Annotated in this window: 22 protein-coding genes and 1 tRNA gene; 9 read left to right on the plus strand and 14 right to left on the minus strand. The window is 66.2% G+C overall.

Annotation, left to right across the window (positions count from 1 at the left end):
* On the minus strand, positions 1-743 hold a 743-nt coding region (locus Q0996_RS21465; protein WP_299624775.1), incomplete at its 3' end, for an asparaginase.
* A gap of 89 nt (positions 744-832) precedes the next feature.
* Here Q0996_RS21465 and Q0996_RS21470 point away from each other — a divergent pair.
* Positions 833-1,366, plus strand: a complete 534-nt coding sequence (locus tag Q0996_RS21470) for an RNA methyltransferase (RefSeq protein ID WP_299624778.1) — start codon at positions 833-835, stop codon at positions 1,364-1,366.
* Here the strand turns inward: Q0996_RS21470 and Q0996_RS21475 are convergent.
* On the minus strand, positions 1,361-3,349 hold the full coding sequence (locus Q0996_RS21475) for a BTAD domain-containing putative transcriptional regulator (protein ID WP_299624781.1): 1,989 nt from the start codon (positions 3,347-3,349) through the stop codon (positions 1,361-1,363). The genes Q0996_RS21470 and Q0996_RS21475 overlap by 6 nt on opposite strands.
* 178 nt (positions 3,350-3,527) lie before the next feature.
* Between Q0996_RS21475 and Q0996_RS21480 the strand changes: the two genes are divergently transcribed.
* Positions 3,528-4,034 carry a hypothetical protein gene (locus Q0996_RS21480; RefSeq protein WP_299624784.1) on the plus strand — a complete coding sequence of 169 codons (507 nt, stop codon included), beginning with the start codon at positions 3,528-3,530 and terminating at the stop codon, positions 4,032-4,034.
* Between the two features lie 219 nt (positions 4,035-4,253).
* On the opposite strand, the gene Q0996_RS21485 is transcribed toward Q0996_RS21480, so the two are convergent.
* Entirely contained in the window at positions 4,254-4,937 is a 684-nt protein-coding gene (locus tag Q0996_RS21485) for a ChrR family anti-sigma-E factor (RefSeq protein ID WP_299624787.1), read from the minus strand.
* Positions 4,937-5,596 (minus strand): sigma-70 family RNA polymerase sigma factor, encoded by a 660-nt coding sequence (locus Q0996_RS21490; protein WP_299624790.1) that lies wholly within the window; start codon positions 5,594-5,596, stop codon positions 4,937-4,939. The genes Q0996_RS21485 and Q0996_RS21490 overlap by 1 nt, the downstream gene beginning before the upstream one ends.
* A gap of 365 nt (positions 5,597-5,961) precedes the next feature.
* On the opposite strand from Q0996_RS21490, the gene Q0996_RS21495 reads away from it, so the two are divergent.
* Positions 5,962-6,399 (plus strand): invasion associated locus B family protein, encoded by a 438-nt coding sequence (locus tag Q0996_RS21495; RefSeq protein WP_299624793.1) that lies wholly within the window; start codon positions 5,962-5,964, stop codon positions 6,397-6,399.
* An 87-nt stretch (positions 6,400-6,486) separates the two neighbouring features.
* The gene (gene rlmN, locus Q0996_RS21500; protein ID WP_299624796.1) at positions 6,487-7,626 is read left to right on the plus strand and encodes a 23S rRNA (adenine(2503)-C(2))-methyltransferase RlmN; all 1,140 of its coding nucleotides are present in this window, start codon (positions 6,487-6,489) and stop codon (positions 7,624-7,626) included.
* Positions 7,627-7,685: 59 nt separating this feature from the next.
* On the opposite strand, the gene Q0996_RS21505 is transcribed toward rlmN, so the two are convergent.
* Positions 7,686-8,702, minus strand: coding sequence for a S8/S53 family peptidase (locus Q0996_RS21505; protein ID WP_299624799.1), 1,017 nt, complete (start codon positions 8,700-8,702; stop codon positions 7,686-7,688).
* A gap of 100 nt (positions 8,703-8,802) precedes the next feature.
* On the opposite strand from Q0996_RS21505, the gene Q0996_RS21510 reads away from it, so the two are divergent.
* Positions 8,803-10,014: an argininosuccinate synthase gene (locus tag Q0996_RS21510; RefSeq protein WP_299624802.1), complete on the plus strand. Its 1,212-nt coding sequence runs from the start codon at positions 8,803-8,805 to the stop codon at positions 10,012-10,014.
* A 48-nt stretch (positions 10,015-10,062) separates the two neighbouring features.
* Here Q0996_RS21510 and Q0996_RS21515 read toward each other — a convergent pair whose 3' ends face one another.
* The 3 genes from Q0996_RS21515 to Q0996_RS21525 form a co-directional block, all read right to left on the minus strand.
* Positions 10,063-10,269: a hypothetical protein gene (locus Q0996_RS21515; RefSeq protein ID WP_299624805.1), complete on the minus strand. Its 207-nt coding sequence runs from the start codon at positions 10,267-10,269 to the stop codon at positions 10,063-10,065.
* Between the two features lie 112 nt (positions 10,270-10,381).
* Complete coding sequence (locus tag Q0996_RS21520) at positions 10,382-10,684, minus strand: AzlD family protein (protein WP_299624808.1); 303 nt, start codon at positions 10,682-10,684, stop codon at positions 10,382-10,384.
* Positions 10,674-11,465 carry an AzlC family ABC transporter permease gene (locus Q0996_RS21525; protein ID WP_299624811.1) on the minus strand — a complete coding sequence of 264 codons (792 nt, stop codon included), beginning with the start codon at positions 11,463-11,465 and terminating at the stop codon, positions 10,674-10,676. The genes Q0996_RS21520 and Q0996_RS21525 overlap by 11 nt, the downstream gene beginning before the upstream one ends.
* A 253-nt stretch (positions 11,466-11,718) precedes the next feature.
* Between Q0996_RS21525 and Q0996_RS21530 the strand changes: the two genes are divergently transcribed.
* A complete protein-coding gene (locus Q0996_RS21530; RefSeq protein WP_299624814.1) occupies positions 11,719-12,300 on the plus strand; it encodes a PAS domain-containing protein in 582 nt (193 codons plus the stop codon).
* Positions 12,301-12,360: 60 nt separating this feature from the next.
* On the opposite strand, the gene Q0996_RS21535 is transcribed toward Q0996_RS21530, so the two are convergent.
* Complete coding sequence (locus tag Q0996_RS21535; RefSeq protein WP_299624817.1) at positions 12,361-13,242, minus strand: AraC family transcriptional regulator; 882 nt, start codon at positions 13,240-13,242, stop codon at positions 12,361-12,363.
* Positions 13,243-13,318: 76 nt separating this feature from the next.
* Complete coding sequence (locus Q0996_RS21540; protein WP_299624820.1) at positions 13,319-13,999, minus strand: NnrU family protein; 681 nt, start codon at positions 13,997-13,999, stop codon at positions 13,319-13,321.
* Between the two features lie 134 nt (positions 14,000-14,133).
* Here Q0996_RS21540 and Q0996_RS21545 point away from each other — a divergent pair, with 134 nt between their 5' ends.
* A complete protein-coding gene (locus Q0996_RS21545; protein WP_299624823.1) occupies positions 14,134-14,475 on the plus strand; it encodes a DUF3253 domain-containing protein in 342 nt (113 codons plus the stop codon).
* Between the two features lie 6 nt (positions 14,476-14,481).
* On the opposite strand, the gene folD is transcribed toward Q0996_RS21545, so the two are convergent.
* The gene (gene folD, locus Q0996_RS21550; RefSeq protein WP_322096778.1) at positions 14,482-15,390 is read right to left on the minus strand and encodes a bifunctional methylenetetrahydrofolate dehydrogenase/methenyltetrahydrofolate cyclohydrolase FolD; all 909 of its coding nucleotides are present in this window, start codon (positions 15,388-15,390) and stop codon (positions 14,482-14,484) included.
* A 171-nt stretch (positions 15,391-15,561) separates the two neighbouring features.
* Positions 15,562-15,870 carry a YggT family protein gene (locus tag Q0996_RS21555; protein ID WP_322096777.1) on the minus strand — a complete coding sequence of 103 codons (309 nt, stop codon included), beginning with the start codon at positions 15,868-15,870 and terminating at the stop codon, positions 15,562-15,564.
* Between the two features lie 269 nt (positions 15,871-16,139).
* On the opposite strand from Q0996_RS21555, the gene Q0996_RS21560 reads away from it, so the two are divergent.
* Positions 16,140-16,215: transfer RNA gene (locus tag Q0996_RS21560), tRNA-Ala, on the plus strand.
* Positions 16,216-16,339: 124 nt separating this feature from the next.
* Here the strand turns inward: Q0996_RS21560 and Q0996_RS21565 are convergent.
* Entirely contained in the window at positions 16,340-17,584 is a 1,245-nt protein-coding gene (locus Q0996_RS21565) for a hypothetical protein (protein WP_299624832.1), read from the minus strand.
* A gap of 403 nt (positions 17,585-17,987) precedes the next feature.
* On the opposite strand from Q0996_RS21565, the gene Q0996_RS21570 reads away from it, so the two are divergent.
* Positions 17,988-19,637, plus strand: coding sequence for an ATP-binding protein (locus tag Q0996_RS21570; RefSeq protein WP_299624835.1), 1,650 nt, complete (start codon positions 17,988-17,990; stop codon positions 19,635-19,637).
* Positions 19,638-19,649: 12 nt separating this feature from the next.
* On the opposite strand, the gene Q0996_RS21575 is transcribed toward Q0996_RS21570, so the two are convergent.
* Positions 19,650-20,375 carry an ABC transporter permease gene (locus Q0996_RS21575; RefSeq protein ID WP_299624839.1) on the minus strand — a complete coding sequence of 242 codons (726 nt, stop codon included), beginning with the start codon at positions 20,373-20,375 and terminating at the stop codon, positions 19,650-19,652.

The following is a 20,375-nucleotide window of genomic DNA, read 5'->3' on the forward strand; positions in this document are numbered from 1 at the left end:
CGGATGCGCCGGCAGGCCGCCTGCCGGGCCTCCGGCTGATCGTCGGGCGCGCCGAGGCGGGCCATGGCCAGGGCGACGTTGCCCAGCGGAATGCCGATGACCGGAATGCCGCAGCCGTCGGCCCCGCGCGGCGCGGCACCCAGGTCCAGGCCGGTCATGCTTTCGAGCACGCCGAGAATGCGCTGCTGCGCCGGGTGCTCATAGTTCACATAGCCCTTGGTGGGGGCGCCCAGGTGGCGCGTCAGGGTCAGGATGCCGCAGTGCTTGCCGGAGCAGTTGTTGTGGGCGGCGGTCGGCAGTCCGCCGCCGGCCAAGAGGGCGATCAGCGCGGGTTCCGGGCGCGGCATCTGCGGACCGCATTCCAGGTCGGAAACGCTGCAGCCGATGCGCGCCAGCCAGGCCTCCGCTGCCGCGACGTGGCGCGGCTCGCCGGAGTGGCTGGCACAGGCCAGGGCCAGCTCGGCTTCGCTCACGCCGAAGGCATCGGCGGCCCCGCTCTCCACCATGGCCAGGGCCTGGATCGACTTGATGGCCGAACGGGCATAGATCGGCCGTTCGATGTCGCCGGCGGAGAGAACGACCCGGCCGCCGCCGTCCACCACCGCCACCGCGGCCCGGTGCCAGCTTTCCACCATGGCGCCGCGGGTCACCTCCACCAGCTCCGGATTGGCCTCGGGGCCAGCGGCGCCTGAGGGGGCGCTCTCGGTCTCTACGGCGGTTGGCGTCGGGGTTTCGGGCGTCATGGAAGGGGCCGCGCAAAAAACGAAGGGCTGCCCGCGGCAGCCGCCAAGCAGCTTGCCTCCCGCAGCCGGGCCATGCAAGTTTTCGCGCCATGCGCGGTTACTTTGCGATCGGGGCGGAGCGGATCAGCAAGCCCATGAACCTGGGCAGCCTGTTGCGCAGCGCCCATGCCTTCGACGCCAGCTTCTTCTTCGCCATAGCGCCCGACTTCGATACCCGGCAGGTGAAGCTCTCCGACACCTCGGACGCGGCCAAGCACCTGCCGCTCTACACCTACCGCAGCGTGGAGGAGCTGACCCTGCCGCGCGGCTGCGCGCTGGTGGGCGTGGAACTGACGGAGGAGGCCGTGGACCTGCCCTCCTTCTTTCATCCCCAGGCGGCGGCCTATGTTCTGGGGCCGGAGCGCGGCAGCCTGTCGCCGGCGCTGCAGGCGCGCTGCGATCACCTGGTGAAGATCCCCACGAAGTTCTGCGTCAATGTCGGCCTGGCCGGCGCCCTCGTTATGTACGACCGGCTGATCTCCCAGGGCCGCTTCGCCCGCCGCGCGGTCAACCCGCGGGCCGAGCCGGAGGCCCTGCCGGAGCACGTCTCCGGCCCTCAGAAGGTGCGCCACAAGGGCTCATGACGGCAGCTCCAGCCCTGCTTGCATCAGGCCTTCGAGAAGGTGCTCGAAGTCCTTCGCATGGCGGTAGGCGGCTCGTGTGCGGAGCCCCTCGACCGACAGGCCGGGCTCTGCCTTGCGGATGGTCTCCACCTGCCTGTACGCCTGTTCATCGCGGCCCAGGCGACTGTAGCTCGCCGCCAGATAGAGCCGGAGGGTCGGGTTGTCCAGGGGTCCTTTCTCGAGCACGGTGACCGCCTGCTCGTAGAGCCCCGCGTCGTGATAGGCGAGGCCCAGGCCGGTCATGTACCAGCGGGGGCAACGGGGATTCAGGCGCATGGCCTGCTGAATCCGCTCAATGCCCTGCCTTGGCCGTCCTGCCAGGCTCAGGACCCATCCATGGTCCGCCAACACATCGGCATCGTTGGGGCAGAGCGCGAGGGCTGTTTCATAGCATTCGAGCCCGCGGTCGTAGTCTGCAAAGCCGCAGAAGCTGATCGTCCCCAACGCCCAATGCCCCCAGGGATCCGCGTCATCCAGATCGATTGCCTTGCGGGCGAGCGCCCGGGCCCGGTCTGCTGCGAGGTCAGAGTCCCCGGCCCATCCATCGCTCAGAGCCAGGATGTAGGTGAAGGCCAGTTTCGCGTGGGCCCGGGCGTAGCGCGGATCGATTTCGATCGCTCTCTCGAACAGCCGTCGGGCCGCGAGAACCGCGCTCCGCGTCATCTCCTCGATCTGCATTTCGCCGCGCAGCAGGCAGTCATAGGCACTGAGCTTGGTCTCGGTCTTGCGCAGGCTTAGGGTCCGCCATGCCTTGGTCAGCCGGCCGCCGTAAGAGGTTGCCAGGCTGCCCACGATCTTGCGCGTAACCTCGTCCTGCAGGGCGAAGATATCCGTTAACTCGCCCTCATAACGCTCCGCCCAGAGGTGGTGACCGTTCAGCGCATCGATGAGCTGGGCCGTCACCCTGACGCGGCTTTCAGACATCTGGACACTGCCTTCCAGGACGTGCCTGACACCCAGATCTTGCGCCACGCGCTGCACCTTTACGGGCTGCCCCTTGTAGGTGAAGACCGAGGTACTGGCGATGACGAAGAGATCGGGATGGCGCGACAGTTCGCTGATGATGCTCTCGGTCAGACCGTCCACAAAATGGTCGCTGCGGTCGTCCGGCGCCAGGTTCTTGAAAGGCAATACCGCGATCGATGGCTTCTCGGGAAGCGGCAGGGCTGCGGGTTCGTTGGATGCTGGTGCCGCGCCGGACACAGCGGTTTCCCCATGACGATGTAGGATCTCCCGATAGAGCGCCTCGGTCTCCGGCGCCGGCCCGATGTCCAAATCCCGCTGCAAAGCCGAACGGCAATGCCTGTATTGTTCGAGCGCAGCCGCCCTTTGTCCCTGCGCGGCATGAAGAGCCATCAGGACGCGGTGGGTCGCTTCGTGGGTCGGATCGAGCTGCAACAATCGCTGAGCCGTTTCCGCGGCCTGGGCTGCCGACCCGTCCTCTCGCTGATGGGCCAGTAGCCGTTCGAAGGCCTGCAGCGCCAGACGACGAAGCCGCTGGCGCTCGTAGAACAGCCAGTCCTCGAATGACTGCTCGCCGGATTCCACCTCCTCCAGCAGGTCGCCCCGGTAAAGTGCACAAGCCTGTTTCAGGGCTTCGGGCGATCCTGCCGCCACGAGGCTCTGAAACCGGACGGCATCGACACTGACCGAGGCAGGATCGAGATCGACCTGTCGGCGGTCTGCGACAAGGGGAGACGGGTCGAGTTCGGCAAAGACCTTGCGGAGTGCCGAGAGGGAATTTCTCAGGCTGTGGAGCGCCTGCTCGTCGCCGCGATCGCCCCACAGCAGTGACGCCAGTTTTCGCCGGGGCTGGGCCGTTCCAGGCGAAAGCGCCAGGAAGCTCAGGAGCAACCGGGTTTTCGTGGTGGGGAACTCGATGGCTGGGCCGGAATTCAGCCGGCCCTCAAACTTCCCAAGTAGCCTGAGGTCGAGAGCCGCCATGTGCCTACTCCCTGCGCACAGCCCCGCTTTTGCGTCAGCGGTGCGTCTTCCGCCGATTTTTGTCGCTTTTTTGACGGCAGACAATGGCCATGTGACGCGCCGCCGGACGGCTTTTGGGCGGCCGGCTGGAATGATTCACCGGCGGAACATCGAATTCAACGCGGAAGGGAGGCCTGTCATGATTCGATCACTGGGGGTGCGGTGGCGTGCGGCGTGGAGTCTATGGCTGGCGGCGGTCCTGGTTTCGGGATCGATGTCGCCCGGTCCCGCCCTGGCCGGCGACCTGCCCAAGGCGGGCAGTTTCTCGGCGACCTTCGTCAACGAAGGCCGGACCGAGGCCGTCCAGATCGGCAAGGACGAGTGGAGCTGGACGTTTTTCGGCCGCATCGCGACGGTCAACGAGTCCGGCGCAGGCCCCTGGCACAATATGAGCGGCGACTGCCTGGGCATGGGGATCGGCGAGCAGAGCAGTGGCTACTGCCGGCTTTCCGACGCCGACGGGGACATGATCTTCGAACACTGGACCGAGAGCGTGGCGGGCAAAGGCACCAGCAAGGTAAGCGGTGGGACGGGAAAGTTCGAAGGCATCGAGGCGACCTTTGAGTACGATTACGTCCTGCTTCCTTCGAGCGAAGGCAGGGTGCATCTGGTCGGCAAGAAGCGTGGACGGTACACGCTGCCCTAGAGCGGATCATGTTTAGACGCAAACACCGAAGTGTTTGCGTCTAAACATGTGAATCCGCTCTACACTCAAGTATTAGAGCAGATCCTGGTTCGATGTATCGCTCTCGCGATTCCACCGAACCAGGATCTGCTCTAGCAGGTTGTTGAGAAAGTGCCTGTGCGAGGCTCACCACCCTTCGAGGCGGCAGAGCGGGCGCCCGGGTCGGCGCCGCTTTGCGCTTCAGTAGGTGATGAAAGGGTTCAGCCAGCGGCCGATGGGGCCGGTGAGCTTCAGCGGGGCGTCGCTGATCACCAGGCAGAGACAGGGCTCGCCCGGGTCGGCGACCGGCTGGTGGTCCACCGTCGGGTCGGCCACCTGCACATCGCCGCGGGCGTAGTGCCCGCCGGCATCGCTGTAGCCACCGGTCAGAACCAGGGTCACCTCTTCCCCGCCGTGGGTGTGCTTCGGCACGGCAACGCCGGGCTGAATGCGCATCAGGCGGGTGCGCACCTCGCCCCCATCCAGGGCGATCTCGGCCTCTTCGACACCGCGGATCACCGAGCGCCAGTTCAAGGCCGAGAGATCCTGGCCGAGATAGTCGCGCAGCGGCCGGGGCACGGAGCCGTCCACAGACCTGTGATCCGCGGGAGTTCGGGCCGGCGCCCTGCCCCAGGGATCGGCCTCGCCCGGACCGGAGGCTTCGTCGTCGAGCCGGGCGAAAATGTCGCTGAGCGCCGAGTCCGGCAGCCCGACGGGCGCGATCTCCTCGATCAATGAACCGCCGAGGGCTTCGTAGGTCTCCATCTGCGCCCGGCAGGCGGGGCAGAGCGTGACATGACTGACCACGACCAGTGACAGCGGTTCCGGCAGGCTTCCCGCCGCATAGGCCATCAAGATCTCGTCGGAGAGATGGTGCGCCGGCATTACTGTTCCTCCATCAGAGCCTTGCGGAGATGGCCCAGCGCCAAGCGAAGCCGAGACTTCACGGTGCCCAGGGGCAAGGCGGTCTCCTCGGCAATTCTGCCGTGCGCCTTGTCCTCGAAATACGCCATCTTCACCAAGTCCGCTTGCTCCTTCGACAATGTTTTTATCGCCACCGACAAGCGCTGCGACTGCTGCGCAGCCTCGACCATGGCATCCGCATCCTCCACCGCCGCCGGCACCAGGGCCGGATCGTCGGGGTCGTACTCCGGCCGTTTCTCCCGGCGCAGGGCGTCGATGCGCTTGTTCCGCGCGATGGTGAAGATCCAGGTGCTGGCGCCGGACTTCGAAACATCGAAGCTCTCGGCACGCCGCCAGACCATGATCATCGACTCCTGCACCAGCTCTTCGGCCAGCGCTTCGTTGGCCCCCTGGCGCATCAGATATGCCTTAACCCGGGGACCGAAGTACTGGAACAGTTCGGCGAAGGCATCGCGATCGCGGTTCCGCCCCACGGCGTTCAGCAGTCCAGCCAAATACCTGGGGTCCGCCTTGCGGTTCACCCTCTCTGGTGCCGTGGACACCCTAGCGACTCCACCGAAAGTGAAGCTGTCGGGCAGGACCGCTTCTCTGCGTATCGCCACGTTCGCCGCCTGTTCCATTCGATTCTGATATACGGCAGCGGCCGCACTTTGGATCAGCCAACGCAGGTCTGCGTCTGGTATTTTTCATAGACAAGCCTCTACCGGCCCCGCCGTCTCCGGGAGAGCCCCACCCGTTGATCGCCAATTCACCCGCCCGGCATCATTAAATCTATTGTTTTTGAACGGCTCGCGCTTTTGTTATAAGGCTGACTCTGAAGCGGCCGAACGCAGGGGTGGCGGCCCCGCCGGCCGACCCTATAATAACCGTCATGGTCATGTTTAACATCCCATCCACGGGCGCCATGCAACCAAAATACCTCTCTCTCATCGCTTTAGTCGCCCTTTGCGCGAGCCTGGCCGCAACCGGCGCCCGGGCGCAAGGGGTGGAACGACTGGGCGACTTCTCCGATTGGAGTGCCTTCAAGTTCACCGAGGCCGCGGGGCTGACCTGTTTCATCGCCAGCGAACCCACCAAGGCCGAGGGCAACTACTCCAAGCGCGGCGATATTCACGCCATGGTCACCCATCGCCCGGCCGAAGACCGCATCGACGAGGTCAGTATCCAGGCGGGCTATCCCTACCAGGAGAACGCGCCGGTGGAGATCGAGGTCGGCCGCATGAAGGTGAAGCTCTTCACCCAGGGCGAGACCGCCTGGGCCGTGGACCGGGAGACCGACCAGAAGCTGGTGCAGGCGATGATTCGCGGCAACACCATGGTGGTCCGCGGCGTCTCGGCGCGCGGCAACGAGACCACGGACACCTACTCGCTGTCCGGCTTCACCAAGGCCTATCAGGCGATCAAGAAGGCCTGCGGGATCTAAGGCGGGTCTGCGTTTGCGGGCCCGGCTCACCAAGGGCCGCCAGCCGCGCCTCTTGTCCAAGATGGGCCAAGAGCGTATTTAGCGCCCATGAACCATCACGCCGAAGCCTTTGCGCCGCCGCAGGAGGATCGCGACGAAAAGCGGAACCTCGTCGGCCTGACGCGCGACCAGCTCGTCGCCGAGATGGCCGGCCTCGGCGAAAAGCCGTTTCGCGCCAAGCAGCTCTGGCACTGGATCTACCACCGCGGCGTCACCGACTTCGCGGCCATGACCACGCTCTCCAAGGACTTTCGCGCCCGCCTGGCCGAGACCTTTGCGGTCCGCCGCCCGGCGGTGGGTGAGGCCCAGGTCTCCCGCGACGGCACCCGCAAGTGGCTGCTGCGTCTGGCAGACGGCAACGAGGTGGAAACAGTCTACATCCCCGAGGAGGACCGCGGCACGCTCTGCGTCTCCAGCCAAGTGGGCTGCACCCTGACCTGCAAGTTCTGCCACACCGGCACCCAGCGCCTGGTGCGCAATCTGGCGCCGGCGGAAATCGTCGGCCAGATCATGGTGGCGCGCGACGACCTGGGCGAGTGGCCCGCTCCTGCCGAGGGCCGGCAGATCACCAACATCGTGCTCATGGGCATGGGCGAGCCGCTGTACAACTACGACAACGTGGCCGCCGCCATTAAGATCGCCATGGACCCGGAGGGGCTTTCGGTCTCCAAGCGCAAGATCACGCTTTCGACGTCCGGCGTGGTGCCGGAGATGGAGCGCTGCGGGCGGGAGCTCGACGTGAACCTGGCGGTCTCCCTGCACGCCACCAGCGACGACGTGCGCGACCGCATCATGCCGATCAACAAGAAGTATCCCCTGAAGATGCTGCTGGACGCCTGCCGCAGCTATCCCGGCACCCATAATGCCCGGCGCATCACCTTCGAGTACGTGATGCTGAAGGGCGTGAACGACAGCGAAGAGGACGCGCGGCGCCTCGTCAAACTGCTGAAGGGCATCCCCGCCAAGGTCAACCTGATCCCCTTCAACCCCTGGCCCGGCTCCTTCTTCGAAAGCTCCGAGCCGGCGGTGATCACGCGCTTCGCCGACATCCTCTCCGCCGCCCACATCTCGGCCCCGGTGCGCGCCACCCGCGGCGACGACATCCTCGCCGCCTGCGGCCAGCTCAAGTCCGCCTCCGAGCGCAGAAAGAAGGCCGAGCGGGAAACCACCCTACCGGCTCAGCTTTAGGCCGACCTCCCCCGGGTTTTCGACTGAGGTCCGTCCGGCAGAGCCGCGACTTCTGCAGCTCAGGCCGCGTCGTCCCTGGCGAAGTCGGTTTCGTAGCGCAACAGCGTCTTGTCCGGCAGCGGCGCCTGCAGCAGCGCCTCGATATCCAGGCGCTTGGCCGCGTTGGTCGGAAGCTTGTCCAAAAAGGGCGCCGACTTGCCGCTGGCGTTCAGGAGCATGCGAAAGGCCTCGATGCGCTGCCAGCCCTGCGGATAGGCCTGGCGCAGGGCGGCGGCTCCATGGAAGCGCACCCACATGGCCGCGGCCGCGGCGACATGAACCGCGGCATAGGTGGTGCCGTCGCTCTTGCCGTAGTGGTTGGCGGGCGGGAAGCGGGCGACCTGGATGGGATCGGCAGGCGCCCAGCAGTCGATCCGTCCGTAGTGATCGTATTTCTGATAGAGGCTGTAGCGCCGGCGCCTGAAGCGGATTCCGGCGGCGCAGATGGTGCGACGGTGCTTGCCGGGATAGGTGACCCGGTCGATGACCTGACCGGCAGCCGCCACGACGATGACGCCGGCTTCATAAGCGCGGTCCACGGCACGGCCCATGTCGCGGTCCGCCACCAGGGGAAAGCCGAGACTGATGCTGACCACCGGTGCGATCCTGTTTTCGACGACGTGGTTGATCGACTTACCGATGGCCTCTGCCACCTTGCCGGTGACGAGACTGGTGTCGGTCACGCGGTAGGGAACCAGGGGCAGGCCCGGCGCCACACCGGTCAGCCGCGCATTGTCGGCGGAAAGGGCGCTGCCGGAGCGGGTGCCATGGCCGGGGTCCTGCAGAACGGTTTTCTTCAAGGGGTCCAGGGCGGTGCCGCGGCGCGGCTGCAGGAAGTCCCGGCCCAGCCGCGCGAGGATGATGGAACTCCGCCCTTGCGGGCCTTGCGGAAAGAACACCTCGTGATGGGTATAGCCGGTATCGAGATGGGCCACCCGGACACGGCCCCAATCGATCTTGCCCGCAGTGGGCTGAGGCAGCAGAGCCCAGGCCTTGTCGGCCCCGGTGGAGTAGATGTTCCAAGGCGGTACGGCCATGGCGGGATCTCCTTGCGCCTTGCTGGTTGTCTTGCTTTGCCTATACTCCGCGGCTGCTTGGCGCAGAGTCAGTGGATACAACCATAAGGCCTCCCGTTTCATGTCCGACATCAAAAAAGTGGTGCTCGCCTATTCCGGCGGGCTCGATACCTCCGTCATTCTGAAATGGCTGCAGACCACCTACGACTGCGAGGTGGTCACCTTCACCGCCGACCTGGGCCAGGGCGAGGAGTTGGAGCCGGCGCGCAAGAAGGCGGAGATGCTGGGCATCAAGCCGGAAAACATTTTCATCGAAGACCTGCGCGAGGACTTCGTGCGCGACTACGTCTTTCCCATGTTCCGCGCCAACGCGGTTTACGAGGGCGTCTACCTGCTGGGCACTTCCATCGCGCGGCCGCTGATCGCCAAGCGCCAGATCGAGATCGCCGCCGAGACCGGGGCCGATGCCGTCTGTCACGGCGCCACCGGCAAGGGCAACGACCAGGTGCGCTTCGAGCTGGGCTACTACGCCCTCAACCCCGACATCAAGGTGATCGCCCCCTGGCGGGAGTGGGAGCTCAACAGCCGCACCAAGCTGATCGACTTCGCCGAGAAGCACCAGATCCCCATCGCCAAGGACAAGCGCGGCGAGGCGCCCTTCTCGGTCGACGCCAACCTGCTGCACATCTCCGCCGAGGGGAAGGTGCTGGAGGACCCCTGGGACGCGCCGGAGGAGTATGTCTTCTCGCGCTCGGTCGCTCCCGAGGACGCTCCGGACAAACCGACGATCATCACCATGGACTTCGAGCAAGGCGACCCGGTGGCCATCGACGGTGAACGCCTTTCCCCCGCCGCCCTGCTGACCCGCCTGAACGAACTGGCCGGCGCCAACGGCATCGGCCGCCTCGACCTGGTGGAGAACCGCTTCGTCGGCATGAAGAGCCGCGGCGTCTATGAGACCCCCGGCGGCACCATCCTGCTCACCGCCCACCGGGCCATGGAGTCCATCACCCTGGACCGCGGCGCGGCCCACCTGAAGGACGAGCTGATGCCGCGCTATGCGGAACTGATCTACAACGGCTTCTGGTGGTCGCCGGAGCGGGCCATGCTGCAGGCCCTGATCGACAAGAGCCAGGAGCGGGTGAACGGCCAGGTGCGGCTCAAGCTCTACAAGGGCAACGTCATCGTCGAGGGTCGCCGGTCCGCCGACTCGCTCTACTCCATGGAGCACGTCACCTTCGAGGAGGATTCGGTCTACGACCAGCGCGACGCCGCCGGCTTCATCAAGCTGAACGCCCTGCGCCTGCGCCTGCTGAACCGCCAGCAGCGCTAGGATCTTTCGTGCTTTGACGGCACCGGCCCGACGCAAGTCGAAAACGCGCTAGCCCGCCGCGCCGCCGCCTTCCTCGGCCCCACCGACCACGGCCTCGCCGGTGGGATCGGCTTCCACCCGGTCCGCCATGATCTCGAAGGCCTTGGCGTTGTTTTCCATGTGGTCCTTCAGGGGCGCGTTCTGCTCCCCCACGGAACGGAAGAAGCCGGCCGCGTCGCGCAGCAGGCGCGCAGCAACTTCAGCATTGGTTGCCATAGATGCCCCCAAATCTTTTCGTCGGCGATGAAAGGGAAAGGTCCAAGACGCCGCAGGCTAACACGGCGCCCCGGCCCTGTCGCCCGCTTCTTGGGTGCCGGGGCGGGGTCCTTTAGGGGATCACCGCGCGCAGCGCGACCACCGCGGCGCAACCGCCGGCCACGGCAACGATCAGCGGCAGCCGCAGCGCCATCAGCACCGTGGCCAGGGCCGCAAGGCTCTCGGCCGGGCCGGTGGCGAAGGCCATGGGGGCGATGATCGCGGTGAGCACGGCGCCGGGCACGGCCTCCAGCGCGCCGGCGAGGCGGCCGCCCACGGACTGGCGCCGCACCAAGAGGTAGCCGAAAATCCGGGTCGCGTAGGTCGAGACCGCCATCGCCGTGATGGCGGCAAAGACCAGGGGATCAATCTGCATGGCCGCCCTCCCGCGCGCTTGCCGAGGCTTGCGGAGGGCCCTGGCAGGCGCCGACCAGCGCGCCCGCCAGACCGCCGAGCGCGATGTACCAGACTCCCGGCAGCGTCAGGTACGCGGCGACGGCCACCGCGGCACTGGCCAGCCAGGGATAGGCGCTGCGCCGGCCCTTCCACAAGCCCGCCAGCAGCGTCAGGAAGACCGCGGTGAAAGCGAAATCGAGGCCGTAGCGGGCCGGGTCCTGAACGAAGCCGCCGAAGATGGTTCCCAGGGTGGTACAGGCGATCCAGCCGAAATAGAGCGGCAGGGCGAGACCCAGGTAGTAGGCCGGGCTCAGCGGCGCCTTGGCGGCCCGCTGCAGGGCAAAGGCCCAGTTCTCGTCGGCCATGAAGAACAGGCCCCCGTAGATCTGGCCGCGCGACCAGCCCTGCAGGAAAGGGGCCAGAGCCGCGCCCATCAGAACGTGGCGCAGGTTGACCATCAGCGCCGTCGCCCCCAGCAGAAGGATCGCCGGCGGCGAGGTCCAGATCTCCACCGCCACGAATTGCGAGGCGCCGGCGAAGACCGTGGCACTCATCAGCGCCACCTCCAGCGGCGTCAGGCCCTTCTGTGCCGCCAGGGTGCCGAATAACAGTCCGTAGACCACCACCGCCACCAGCAGCGGCAGGATGCGCAGCACGCCCGCCGCGAAGTCCCCGCCCACCGGGCCCCGGCGCGCCATAGTCCCCTCCGTTGCGTCCTCGGTCGTCACTGCCGCCTCGTTGCCGGCCGCTTCGCCGTGCATGGATCTCACTCTGGGCGACCCTGGCGCATCGCCGGTGGCCGGTATTGCACGAAATTGCCCCGGCGCGGACTCTGGCCCCCGGGCGCAAGCTGTGCTGGGATGCGGGGGGTCAAGCTGTCGGCATCCAGAACCGAAGTCACCAACGACCGGCGCAATCACGGGAAGAAGCTGTTCCGCACGCGAACTGAGGGAATTCCACCGTCTGCTGTATCCCGTTGATCCCTGATCCTTCTGCGATTGGCCCGTTGAAATGATGACGATCGATACCACCGTGCAAGACACGGCCGAGCGGATTGCCGCATACCTGACCGCCGAAAAGCCCACGCTGGATCCCGCCACCGCGCTGGATCTGGAGATCAACGATCTCCTTCTGAAGCTCGACCCCACGGAAGAGGATCTCTCGACCACCATGCACCGCGTGGTGCTGCAGTACTGGCGCGGACTGCCGAGGGTCAAGGACGTGCCCCATCAGGTCAAGGTCGACCCGGAGGCCTTGGTGCCGGCTTTGGGCTACCTGATGCTGGTGGATGTGGTCGGCGGCCACAGCGGCTTTCGCTACAGCCTCTACGGCACAAAGATCGCGCGGGTGGCGGGCTTCGACATGACCGGCAAGACGGTCTGGGACATCGAGACCAGAAGCGCGATCCAGACCTTCTTTGCCGCCTGTTACCTGGCGGTGATCCGCCTCAGGCGGCCGCTGTTCACGGTGCACGAGGCGCCGCCCTCGATCACCACCTGCCACTGGCACCGTCTGCTCCTGCCCCTCGGCCCGGACGGCCGGATTACCCGCATCCTCGTCTGCAACGTGCCGCTCCACGATGGCGTGCCGGTCTGAGCACGCTCTCTGTTCAGGGATGCCCTGCCCGGCAGACGCCCGGACCTACCGGTCTGTTATTCAGGCGGCGCGGCCCGTGGCGTCCGGCCGGCTCAGGCCGCGGCGGTATTGGCCGGGGGTGAGGCCGGTCCAGCTCTTGAAGGCGCGGGTGAAGTGGCTCTGGTCGTAGAAGCCGCAAGACAGGGCGACGGCGGAGAGTGCCTGGGGCCCCGCCAGCAGAACCTTGGCGGCAGCGACCCGGCGGCCGGTCAGGTAGGCATGGGGCGTGATGCCGACGTCCCGGCGAAAGGCCCGCAACAGGTGGAAGCGACTGAAGCCCGCCTCCGATGCCAGCTCTTGAAGGGTCAGGTCTTGCGTAAACTCATCGTCGATCTTGCGCCTTACGCGCATGATGGCACCGCTCTCCCGGCCCAGCCGCGGCCCCCGGGGGTCGGCATGGCTGTGGCGCCTGACCATGGCCGTCATCGCCTCGGTGAAGGCCTCGTCGACCGCCAGCTTCGGGTGCCGGCACTCCAGGGCGCGGTGGAGTCGGACAAAGCGGGCGGCCAGCGCCGGGTCGTCCATGACCCCTTCGCGAAAGGCGGGAAACCCGGCCTCGCCGTCGGCCAACTCGTCGGCGATACGCTGCACCATGGCCACCGAAGGGTAGAACATGCGATAGGCAAAACTCTCGTCCTCCGCCTCGCCGTCGTGCAGTTCGTCGGGGTTGACCGCCACCAGGCTGCCGGCGGGGGCGACATGGCGGACGCCGCGGTAGTGAAAGGCCTCGGCCCCCGCCAGGATGACCCCGACGGCAAAGGTGTCGTGGGTGTGGGGTGCATAGCTGTGCCGGTAGTAGCGCGCCTTCAGGCATTCCAGGTCGTCGTAGCGCTGCTCACGCCAGAACGCGACCTGGTCCTGGGGGCGCGGCCCGGAACGGGCGTATGCGGTCTGCTGGTCCATGGCCGAAGCATAGCGCAGCGGGCCGGCAAGCCCTTGTACGAAATTGCTCTCACCTATGCCGGCGCAAACCCGGGCGTCAGGGCGGCAGCGGCGAGACCCCGAAGGCCAGCAGATGCAGATGCAGCAAAGCGGCGTAGAGGACCAGCCCCAGCAGCGGGCGCCACCAGCCGATGCCGCGCCAGTCCAGCTTGCTGCGCCCGCTGAGGATCGCGGCAAAGGGAACGAGGCTGGTGGTGAGCTTCATCGGCCCCCAAGCGGCGCCCATGGCCGCCTCGCGGCGGCTGTCGATGTGAACCATGCCGGCGAAGGAGAGCACCGCCAGGCCGCCCATCAGAATGAACGATGCCAGATCGCCATTGACCAGCAGATGGCAGAGTGCCCAGAGGCCGGTGCCCCAGAGGAAGGGGTGGCGGGTCACCGATAGGATGCCCACCGCCGGCGAGCCGGCACTATCTTCCAACAGCCGCTCTCCGCCCACCAGCGTGGGGTTGGGCGTGGTGAGGCTGGCGACGATGAGGATCGCGGCAATGGGCATGACCGCCAGCGGCACCCAATAGAGCACCGGCGGGGTCGTCCACAGCAGGGTCACCGGCGCCGCCCCATAGGCGAACAGCATCCAGATGAAGGACCCCAGCATCACCGCGGAATAGACGGCCCGAAAGACACCTTCGCCGAGCCGGGCCACCAGAGCCGGGCGCAGCGAGCCGCTGGAAAGGATGAAGTGGCCGCCTACGAACAGCAGCGCGGCGGCAATCAACGAATTGAGGCTCCCGACCATGGGTGCAATATGGGCAGCAAATGCCGCAGCGTCCAGACTGTCGGCCCACTGGCGGCCCACTGGCGGCGCGCTTGGCGCGGGACCTCCCCGACCTGACGTGCTAATCAGGCGCCATGACCGACCAGCCAGACACACCCCAAGCTGTGGACAGCGAGGCCGCAGCGCTCGACCCCGTGGCCCGCCTCACCCTCGATCTCCTTGCCGATGCCGGGCCGGGACAAAGCCTGAGTCCCGCCGAGATCGCCCAGGCCTTCGCCGAACCGCGGCGCAAGAAAAGCGATCCGCCGGATCACTGGCGGCGCTACATGAACGCCGTGCGCCAACAGGCGCTCTATCTGGCGCGGGCCGGGCGGATCGTCATCCTGCGCCGCGGCCAGGTCCAGGACCCGCAAGCGCCCATCAAAGGGGTGATTCGCCTCGCCTTGGCCGAGGCTGGCCCGAAGGCAGGCCGCTAGAACCGGTCAGCCGGTTCCGAAGTCGGGAAGCGGCAGTCCGGCGCTGCGGCAGGCGGCGGTCACGGTGTTGGCCAGCAGGCAGGCGATGGTCATGGGGCCAACGCCGCCGGGCACCGGCGTGATGGCACCCGCCACGGCGGCAGCTTCGTCGAAGGCCACATCGCCCACCAGCCGGGTCTTGCCGTCCTCCACGTCGATGCGGTTGATGCCCACGTCGATGACCGTCGCGCCGGGCTTCACCCAGTCCCCCTTGATCATCTGCGGCCGCCCGACCGCGGCCACCAGGATGTCGGCGCCACGGCAGACTGCCGGCAGGTCCCGCGTACGGCTGTGGGCGACGGTGACGGTGCAGCTCTCCGCCACCAGCAACTGCGCCATGGGCTTGCCGACGATGTTGGAGCGGCCGACGACCACAGCGGTGAGGCCGCTGAGATCGCCCAGCCGGTCCTTCAGCAGCAACAGGCAGCCGAGTGGCGTGCAGGGCACCAGCGGCGCCGCCGCGCCGGAGGCACCGGTCATCAGGCGCCCGGCATTGATGACATGGAAGCCGTCGACGTCCTTGTCCGGATCGATGGCGGCGATCACCGTCTGGCTGTCGATCTGCGCCGGCAGGGGAAGCTGCACTAGGATGCCGTGGACGGCGGGGTCGGCATTGAGCTCCGCCACCTTGGCCAGCAGCTCGTCCTGGCTGGTGGTCTCCGGCAGGCGGTGCTCGAAGGAGTTCATCCCCGCCTCCACCGTCTGCCGGCCCTTGGAGCGGACATAGACCTGGCTGGCCGGATCCTCGCCCACCAGCACCACCGCCAGGCCGGGCGTCAGACCCTGCTTGCGCTTGAGATCCGCCACCGCGGCGGCCACGCGGCCACGCAAACCCTGGGCAAAAGCCTTGCCATCAATCAGATCGGCGGAAACCACTGTATCGCTCACTGCCATCAACTCCCTGTCGTTGCGGCGTCACGGGAGGCACCGCTACCCGAGCCCTGCTTTCTAGGCCCGTCCGTTTCCGCCGTCCAGGGCCACAGAACCGACGACGATGGCGACAGCGCCCCGGCGCAGATCCACGGCGCGGATTTGAACGGCATCCGCTCAGAGGCCACCGGTGTTCAGGCTGTACTGGATGTTTCCCAGCACGTCGCGGGCGAAGTAGATCACCAGGATCAGGATGATCGGCGAGATGTCGATGCCGCCCAGGTTCGGCATGAAGCGGCGAATCGGCCGCAAGGCCGGCTCGGTGATCCGCCAGAGGAATTCCCCGATCATGCTGACGAACTGGTTGCGGGTGTTGATCACCCCGAAATGAACCAGCCAGCTAAGGATGGCCGAAATAATGATGGCCCAGAGATAGAGCCAAAGGGCAACTTGGAGAACATTAAAAAGGGGGTTCAAGATAATCATCGGCCCCTACTTGCAACCTCTTGCGGCGGGAAGGAAAGAACTGGGAATCCAGTGGCCGCTACCCTATCGCCGGGCCTGGGCCGAAACAAGATTTTGGGCGCGGGGGCGCCCGGCATCGGCAACCCGCGGCGGCTCAGCCTTTACTTGACAGGACAGCACCTTGTCCACATTATCCCGCCGCCTGCGAGGCCGCTCCGGCAGGCGCCGGAGCCCTTGTCGGCCGATCCCATGCCACCCCCGAGCAGGTACCGCGGTGGCGCCCGGGTTACGGGGCTGTAGCTCAGATGGGAGAGCGTCGCGTTCGCAATGCGAAGGTCAGGGGTTCGATTCCCCTCAGCTCCACCACCCTACGCTCTTCGAGCTTTGGGTGGCAGGCCACCCGGAACCGCACCTCGGGCGAAGGAGGACCGTTTCTGACGTTCTCCCGTCAGTGCGGCCATCCGCCGCGATACTCCGGAGAAGTCCGACGTCAGCGCCCGGTGAGCAGGGCCGTCAGATGGCTCGCGGCGCCGCGGTGGCGGCAGAAGAGGACGTCCAATCGGTCGGCCAGCAGGGCCAGGATCAGGTCGTCATAGTCCATGCCCAGGGCCGGCAGCGCGTCGCTGACCAGACTCTCGCCCGGGGCCCCGGAGGCGGTGAGATCCGGGATCGGATTGGCCTCCAACACATGTAAGGTTCCCTCCGCGTCCTCGCGCAGGTCCAGGCGGATCAGCGATTCCAGGCTGAGCTCGACCCAGACCTTTCGGGCGATCTCGTACGACTGGGCCAGGACGGTCTCGTCACTGCGCGCATCGAGCTGGCGCAGGCCGGCGCCTCCCCTTGCGCCCGCAGCGGCCGTGCCGCTATCCGCAAGCCTGAGGATCGGCTCCTGCTCCGCATGCACGCGCTCGAAGGCGGCAAAAGCGAAGGGATCGGATAGGCGCGACAGCGCCCTTTGCCTGGCGATGATGCAGCCGCCGACCACGATGGAGAACTCCCTGCCCGGCAGATAGGCCTCGATCAGGACGTGGTTCTCCGTCGCCTCGAAGACCCTGGCGACGGTCTCCGGCAACTTCGACTCCTCGTCGACGAAATGGACCTGGCGGGATTCGCGTCCCGACACCGGCTTTACGACATAAGGGCCCCAATGATCCCTAAAGGTCTCGAGGAAGCGGCTGTTGACGTTGGGCCGGAAGGTTCCGCGCGCCGGATGCCAGGTCACGAAAGGCGCCGTCGGCACCTCGATATGACCCAGCTCCTGCTTGAAGATGTGCTTGTTGTCCAGGGTTCCCGCCGTCAGCGGGTTGTGCCCGAGATAGGGGACACCAAGCATCTCCAGCATCGCGGGCGCGTGGCAGACCGGGTTGTAGCCCTGAACGCCGCCGGTGTTGAGCCATGCCAGGTGCACCCCCTCGCGCAGCAACACCTCGCCCAAGCGCATGTCGTCGGGCACCAGGACGCAATGGCGAAAGCCCAGCCGGCCGAGGGCGGCGGCGATGTCCTCGGCGGCGGCGCGATAGCTTTGCCAGCTCCGCGGCTGGCCGCTCGGCCGGATCACGGCGCCTTCGGCCGACCTGTCACCGCCATAGACGACGGCGAGTCTCAGCCGGTCGCGCAAACAATCAATCTGGTGTTCCAGTTCATCGACGCGGCCAGACCGCCGCGCGGGAATCAGCGCGCTCTCCCGCACTTCAGCCGGGTTGCGGTTGTCCCTGGCCTCCTGCAATGCCGTCACTGCGGTTTCTTCTACCTCTTGTCCTGTAGGGCCCGGATACAAACCGGACGCTGAATTGCATTCCTTCGTATGAACTCTAGGGATAAGTGGTGAAGAAGCGGTAAACTGCTTTACTCATACTTACCAGAGATCACTAATATTAACGAAATACTCCCATGATCAACTTGAGAGAATAGATTGAACTCTTCGACTACATCATGTTGATTTCCTCTAGAGCGTGCATAAACATTGAGTTCATCCCGCCCTTATAAGACCGCTTAACTTCTGTCACTTCGCAGTTGCGCGAATAACCAAAACTTAAGCCGAATAGGCGAAACGTTAGATTATGGATCTTCTGACGAAATCCGACCATCGAAGGCTGTCGATCGGCAACGATTCCGAGTCATCCGGAACGGGCCAGAGGGTGCGACTGCTCGAGGGGCAGAACCGTATCCTCGAAACCCTGGCCAAAGGCGCGCCGCTGGACCGCGTGGCACAGACCTTCGTGCTGGTCATGGAAGATCTCTTCGCCGAGACCTGCTGCGCCTTTCTGGTTCTCGATCACGACGCGACGCGGCTGCATCTCTCCGCCGCCCCCAGCCTGGCGCCGCCACTGCGGCGGACCCTCGAGGATCTGGACCTGGCCTGCAACGGCGATCCCTCGATCACCGCGGTGCTGCGGCGCGAACCGATCCTGATCGAGGACTCCACCGTCGACCCGCGCTGGGCCGATGCGCGGGCGGCGATGCGCCAGACCGGCTTCTGCGCCTGCCTGGCGCAGCCGATCTTGGATGCCGGCGGCGCCGCCGTGGGCGCGGTCACCCTGTTCTTCCGCGATCCGCAGACGCTGGACACCATGGATTCCGGCACCATCGACACGCTGGTTCCCGCCGCGCGGATCGCCATCGAGCGGGAACGCCGGGCCCAGGACCTGGCGACCGCCGACGAACGCCTGCTCTCCCTGGCCGAGAACATTCCCGGCGTCGTCTACCAGCGCGTGGTCACGCCCGACGGCGACATTCGCTACACCTACATCAGCGAAGGCGCCTACGAGCTGTTCGGCGTGCCTGCCGAGGAGATCATCGCCGACCCGCGCGCGCTCTTCGACTGCCACGGGCCGGAATACAGCCACGACTTTCGCAAGCGCCTCCTCCAGGCCTCGCGGGAGATGACCCAATGGGACGTGGAGGCCTCCATCATCACCCGCCAGGGTGAGCAGAAATGGACCCACGCCATCGCCCGGCCGCGGCGCAAGGCCGACGGAACCATCGTTTGGAACGGCATCATCCTGGACGCGACGCGCATCAAGATGGCCAACATGGAATTGGCCGCCGCCAGCCGCGCCAAGTCCGAGTTCCTGGCCAACATGAGCCATGAGCTGCGCACGCCGCTGAACGCGATCATCGGCTTTTCCGAGATGATGCTGGGGGTCGGCAGCGGCATCGACGCCGAGAAGTATTGCGACTACCTCAACGCCATTCACAGCAGCGGAAAGCACCTCCTGGAGATCATCAACGACGTGCTCGATCTGGCCAAGGTCGAAGCCGGGAAGATGGTCTTGTCCGAAGAGCTCTGCGATCTGCGGCAGGTGGTCAGCAGTTGCACCCGTCTGGTGGTCGCCAATGCCGAGGAAAACCGCATTGCGCTGGAAAGCGATCTGCCGGCGGACCTGCCGCCGCTGCGCGCGGACGTCCGCAAGCTGAAGCAGATCCTCATCAACCTGCTGTCCAATGCGGTCAAGTTCACCGCGGCCGGCGGCACCATCCGCATCTCCGCCCGGGTGGAAAGCGACGGCCACCTGGCGCTGTCCATCGCCGACAACGGCGAGGGGATTCCCGCCGAAAGTCTGCGCGATGTGCTGAGCCCCTTCAAACAGGCCGACAGCGGCCTGGACCGCCGCTTCGACGGCATCGGCCTGGGCCTGCCCCTGTCCAAGGCTATGGCCGAGCTGCACGACGGGACCTTGGACATCGAGAGCAAACTGGGGGTCGGCACCACGGTCACCGTCCACCTTCCCGCCGAGCGCCTCGAGACGGACCCCCTCCTGCAGATCGCCACACGGCGGGCCAGTTGATCGACGCCGGCGTCAGGCCGGCTGACGCACCCGCTTGGTGGCCGTCTGCTCACGCGGCCGCAGGTGCGCGAACCAGCGGTTCTCCAGCCACTTGAACCCGCCGATCAGGGCGAAGGTGATGCAGAAGTAGAAGAAGCCGACGGCGATGAAGGCCTCGAAGGGGTTGTAGTAGCGAGAGGCCACGATCCGCGCCGCGCCCAGCAGGTCGACGATGGTGATGACGCTGGCGATGGCCGAGCCATGCAGCATGAAGATCACCTCGTTGGAATAGGCCGGCAGGGCCCGGCGGAAGGCGCTGGGCAGAATGACCCGGCGATAGGTCAGGCTCCTCGACATGCCACAGGCCCGCGCCGCCTCGACCTCGCCATAGGGCGTGCCCTCGATGGCGCCGCGGATGATCTCCGTGGTGTAGGCCGCGGTGTTCAAGGTGAAGGCCGCCAGCGCATACCAGTAGGCGTCTTGCAGGAACTCGTAGGTCTGGCTGAGCTCGATCATGAACTGCTGCTGGCCGAGGCCGTAGTACATCAGGAACATCTGCACCAGCAGCGGCGTGCCGCGGAAGAAATAGGTGAAGGCCCAGACCGGCCCATTGATCAGCGGGTTCTTGGAGGTCCGCATGATCGCCAGGGGCACCGACATCACAAAGCCGATGGCCAGGGCCCAGGAGACAAGCTTGGCGGTGGTCCAGAAGCCTTCCAGATAGAGCTGGTAGTTCTCGAAGATGGGCGTGAAATCCAT

The sequence above is a fragment of the Pelagibius sp. genome (assembly GCF_028289705.1).
Lineage (GTDB): Bacteria > Pseudomonadota > Alphaproteobacteria > Kiloniellales > Kiloniellaceae > Pelagibius.

Excerpts from the sequence above, each read along its gene's own strand:
- Q0996_RS21470 (WP_299624778.1), top strand. The coding sequence starts at position 833 with ATGCGCGGTTACTTTGCGATCGGGGCGGAGCGGATCAGCAAGCCCATG.
- Q0996_RS21475 (WP_299624781.1), bottom strand. The coding sequence starts at position 3,349 with ATGGCGGCTCTCGACCTCAGGCTACTTGGGAAGTTTGAGGGCCGGCTG.
- Q0996_RS21480 (WP_299624784.1), top strand. The coding sequence starts at position 3,528 with ATGATTCGATCACTGGGGGTGCGGTGGCGTGCGGCGTGGAGTCTATGG.
- Q0996_RS21485 (WP_299624787.1), bottom strand. The coding sequence starts at position 4,937 with ATGCCGGCGCACCATCTCTCCGACGAGATCTTGATGGCCTATGCGGCG.
- Q0996_RS21490 (WP_299624790.1), bottom strand. The coding sequence starts at position 5,596 with ATGGAACAGGCGGCGAACGTGGCGATACGCAGAGAAGCGGTCCTGCCC.
- rlmN (WP_299624796.1), top strand. The coding sequence starts at position 6,487 with ATGAACCATCACGCCGAAGCCTTTGCGCCGCCGCAGGAGGATCGCGAC.
- Q0996_RS21505 (WP_299624799.1), bottom strand. The coding sequence starts at position 8,702 with ATGGCCGTACCGCCTTGGAACATCTACTCCACCGGGGCCGACAAGGCC.
- Q0996_RS21510 (WP_299624802.1), top strand. The coding sequence starts at position 8,803 with ATGTCCGACATCAAAAAAGTGGTGCTCGCCTATTCCGGCGGGCTCGAT.
- Q0996_RS21515 (WP_299624805.1), bottom strand. The coding sequence starts at position 10,269 with ATGGCAACCAATGCTGAAGTTGCTGCGCGCCTGCTGCGCGACGCGGCC.
- Q0996_RS21520 (WP_299624808.1), bottom strand. The coding sequence starts at position 10,684 with ATGCAGATTGATCCCCTGGTCTTTGCCGCCATCACGGCGATGGCGGTC.
- Q0996_RS21525 (WP_299624811.1), bottom strand. The coding sequence starts at position 11,465 with ATGCACGGCGAAGCGGCCGGCAACGAGGCGGCAGTGACGACCGAGGAC.
- Q0996_RS21530 (WP_299624814.1), top strand. The coding sequence starts at position 11,719 with ATGACGATCGATACCACCGTGCAAGACACGGCCGAGCGGATTGCCGCA.
- Q0996_RS21535 (WP_299624817.1), bottom strand. The coding sequence starts at position 13,242 with ATGGACCAGCAGACCGCATACGCCCGTTCCGGGCCGCGCCCCCAGGAC.
- Q0996_RS21545 (WP_299624823.1), top strand. The coding sequence starts at position 14,134 with ATGACCGACCAGCCAGACACACCCCAAGCTGTGGACAGCGAGGCCGCA.
- Q0996_RS21555 (WP_322096777.1), bottom strand. The coding sequence starts at position 15,870 with ATGATTATCTTGAACCCCCTTTTTAATGTTCTCCAAGTTGCCCTTTGG.
- Q0996_RS21575 (WP_299624839.1), bottom strand. The coding sequence starts at position 20,375 with ATGGATTTCACGCCCATCTTCGAGAACTACCAGCTCTATCTGGAAGGC.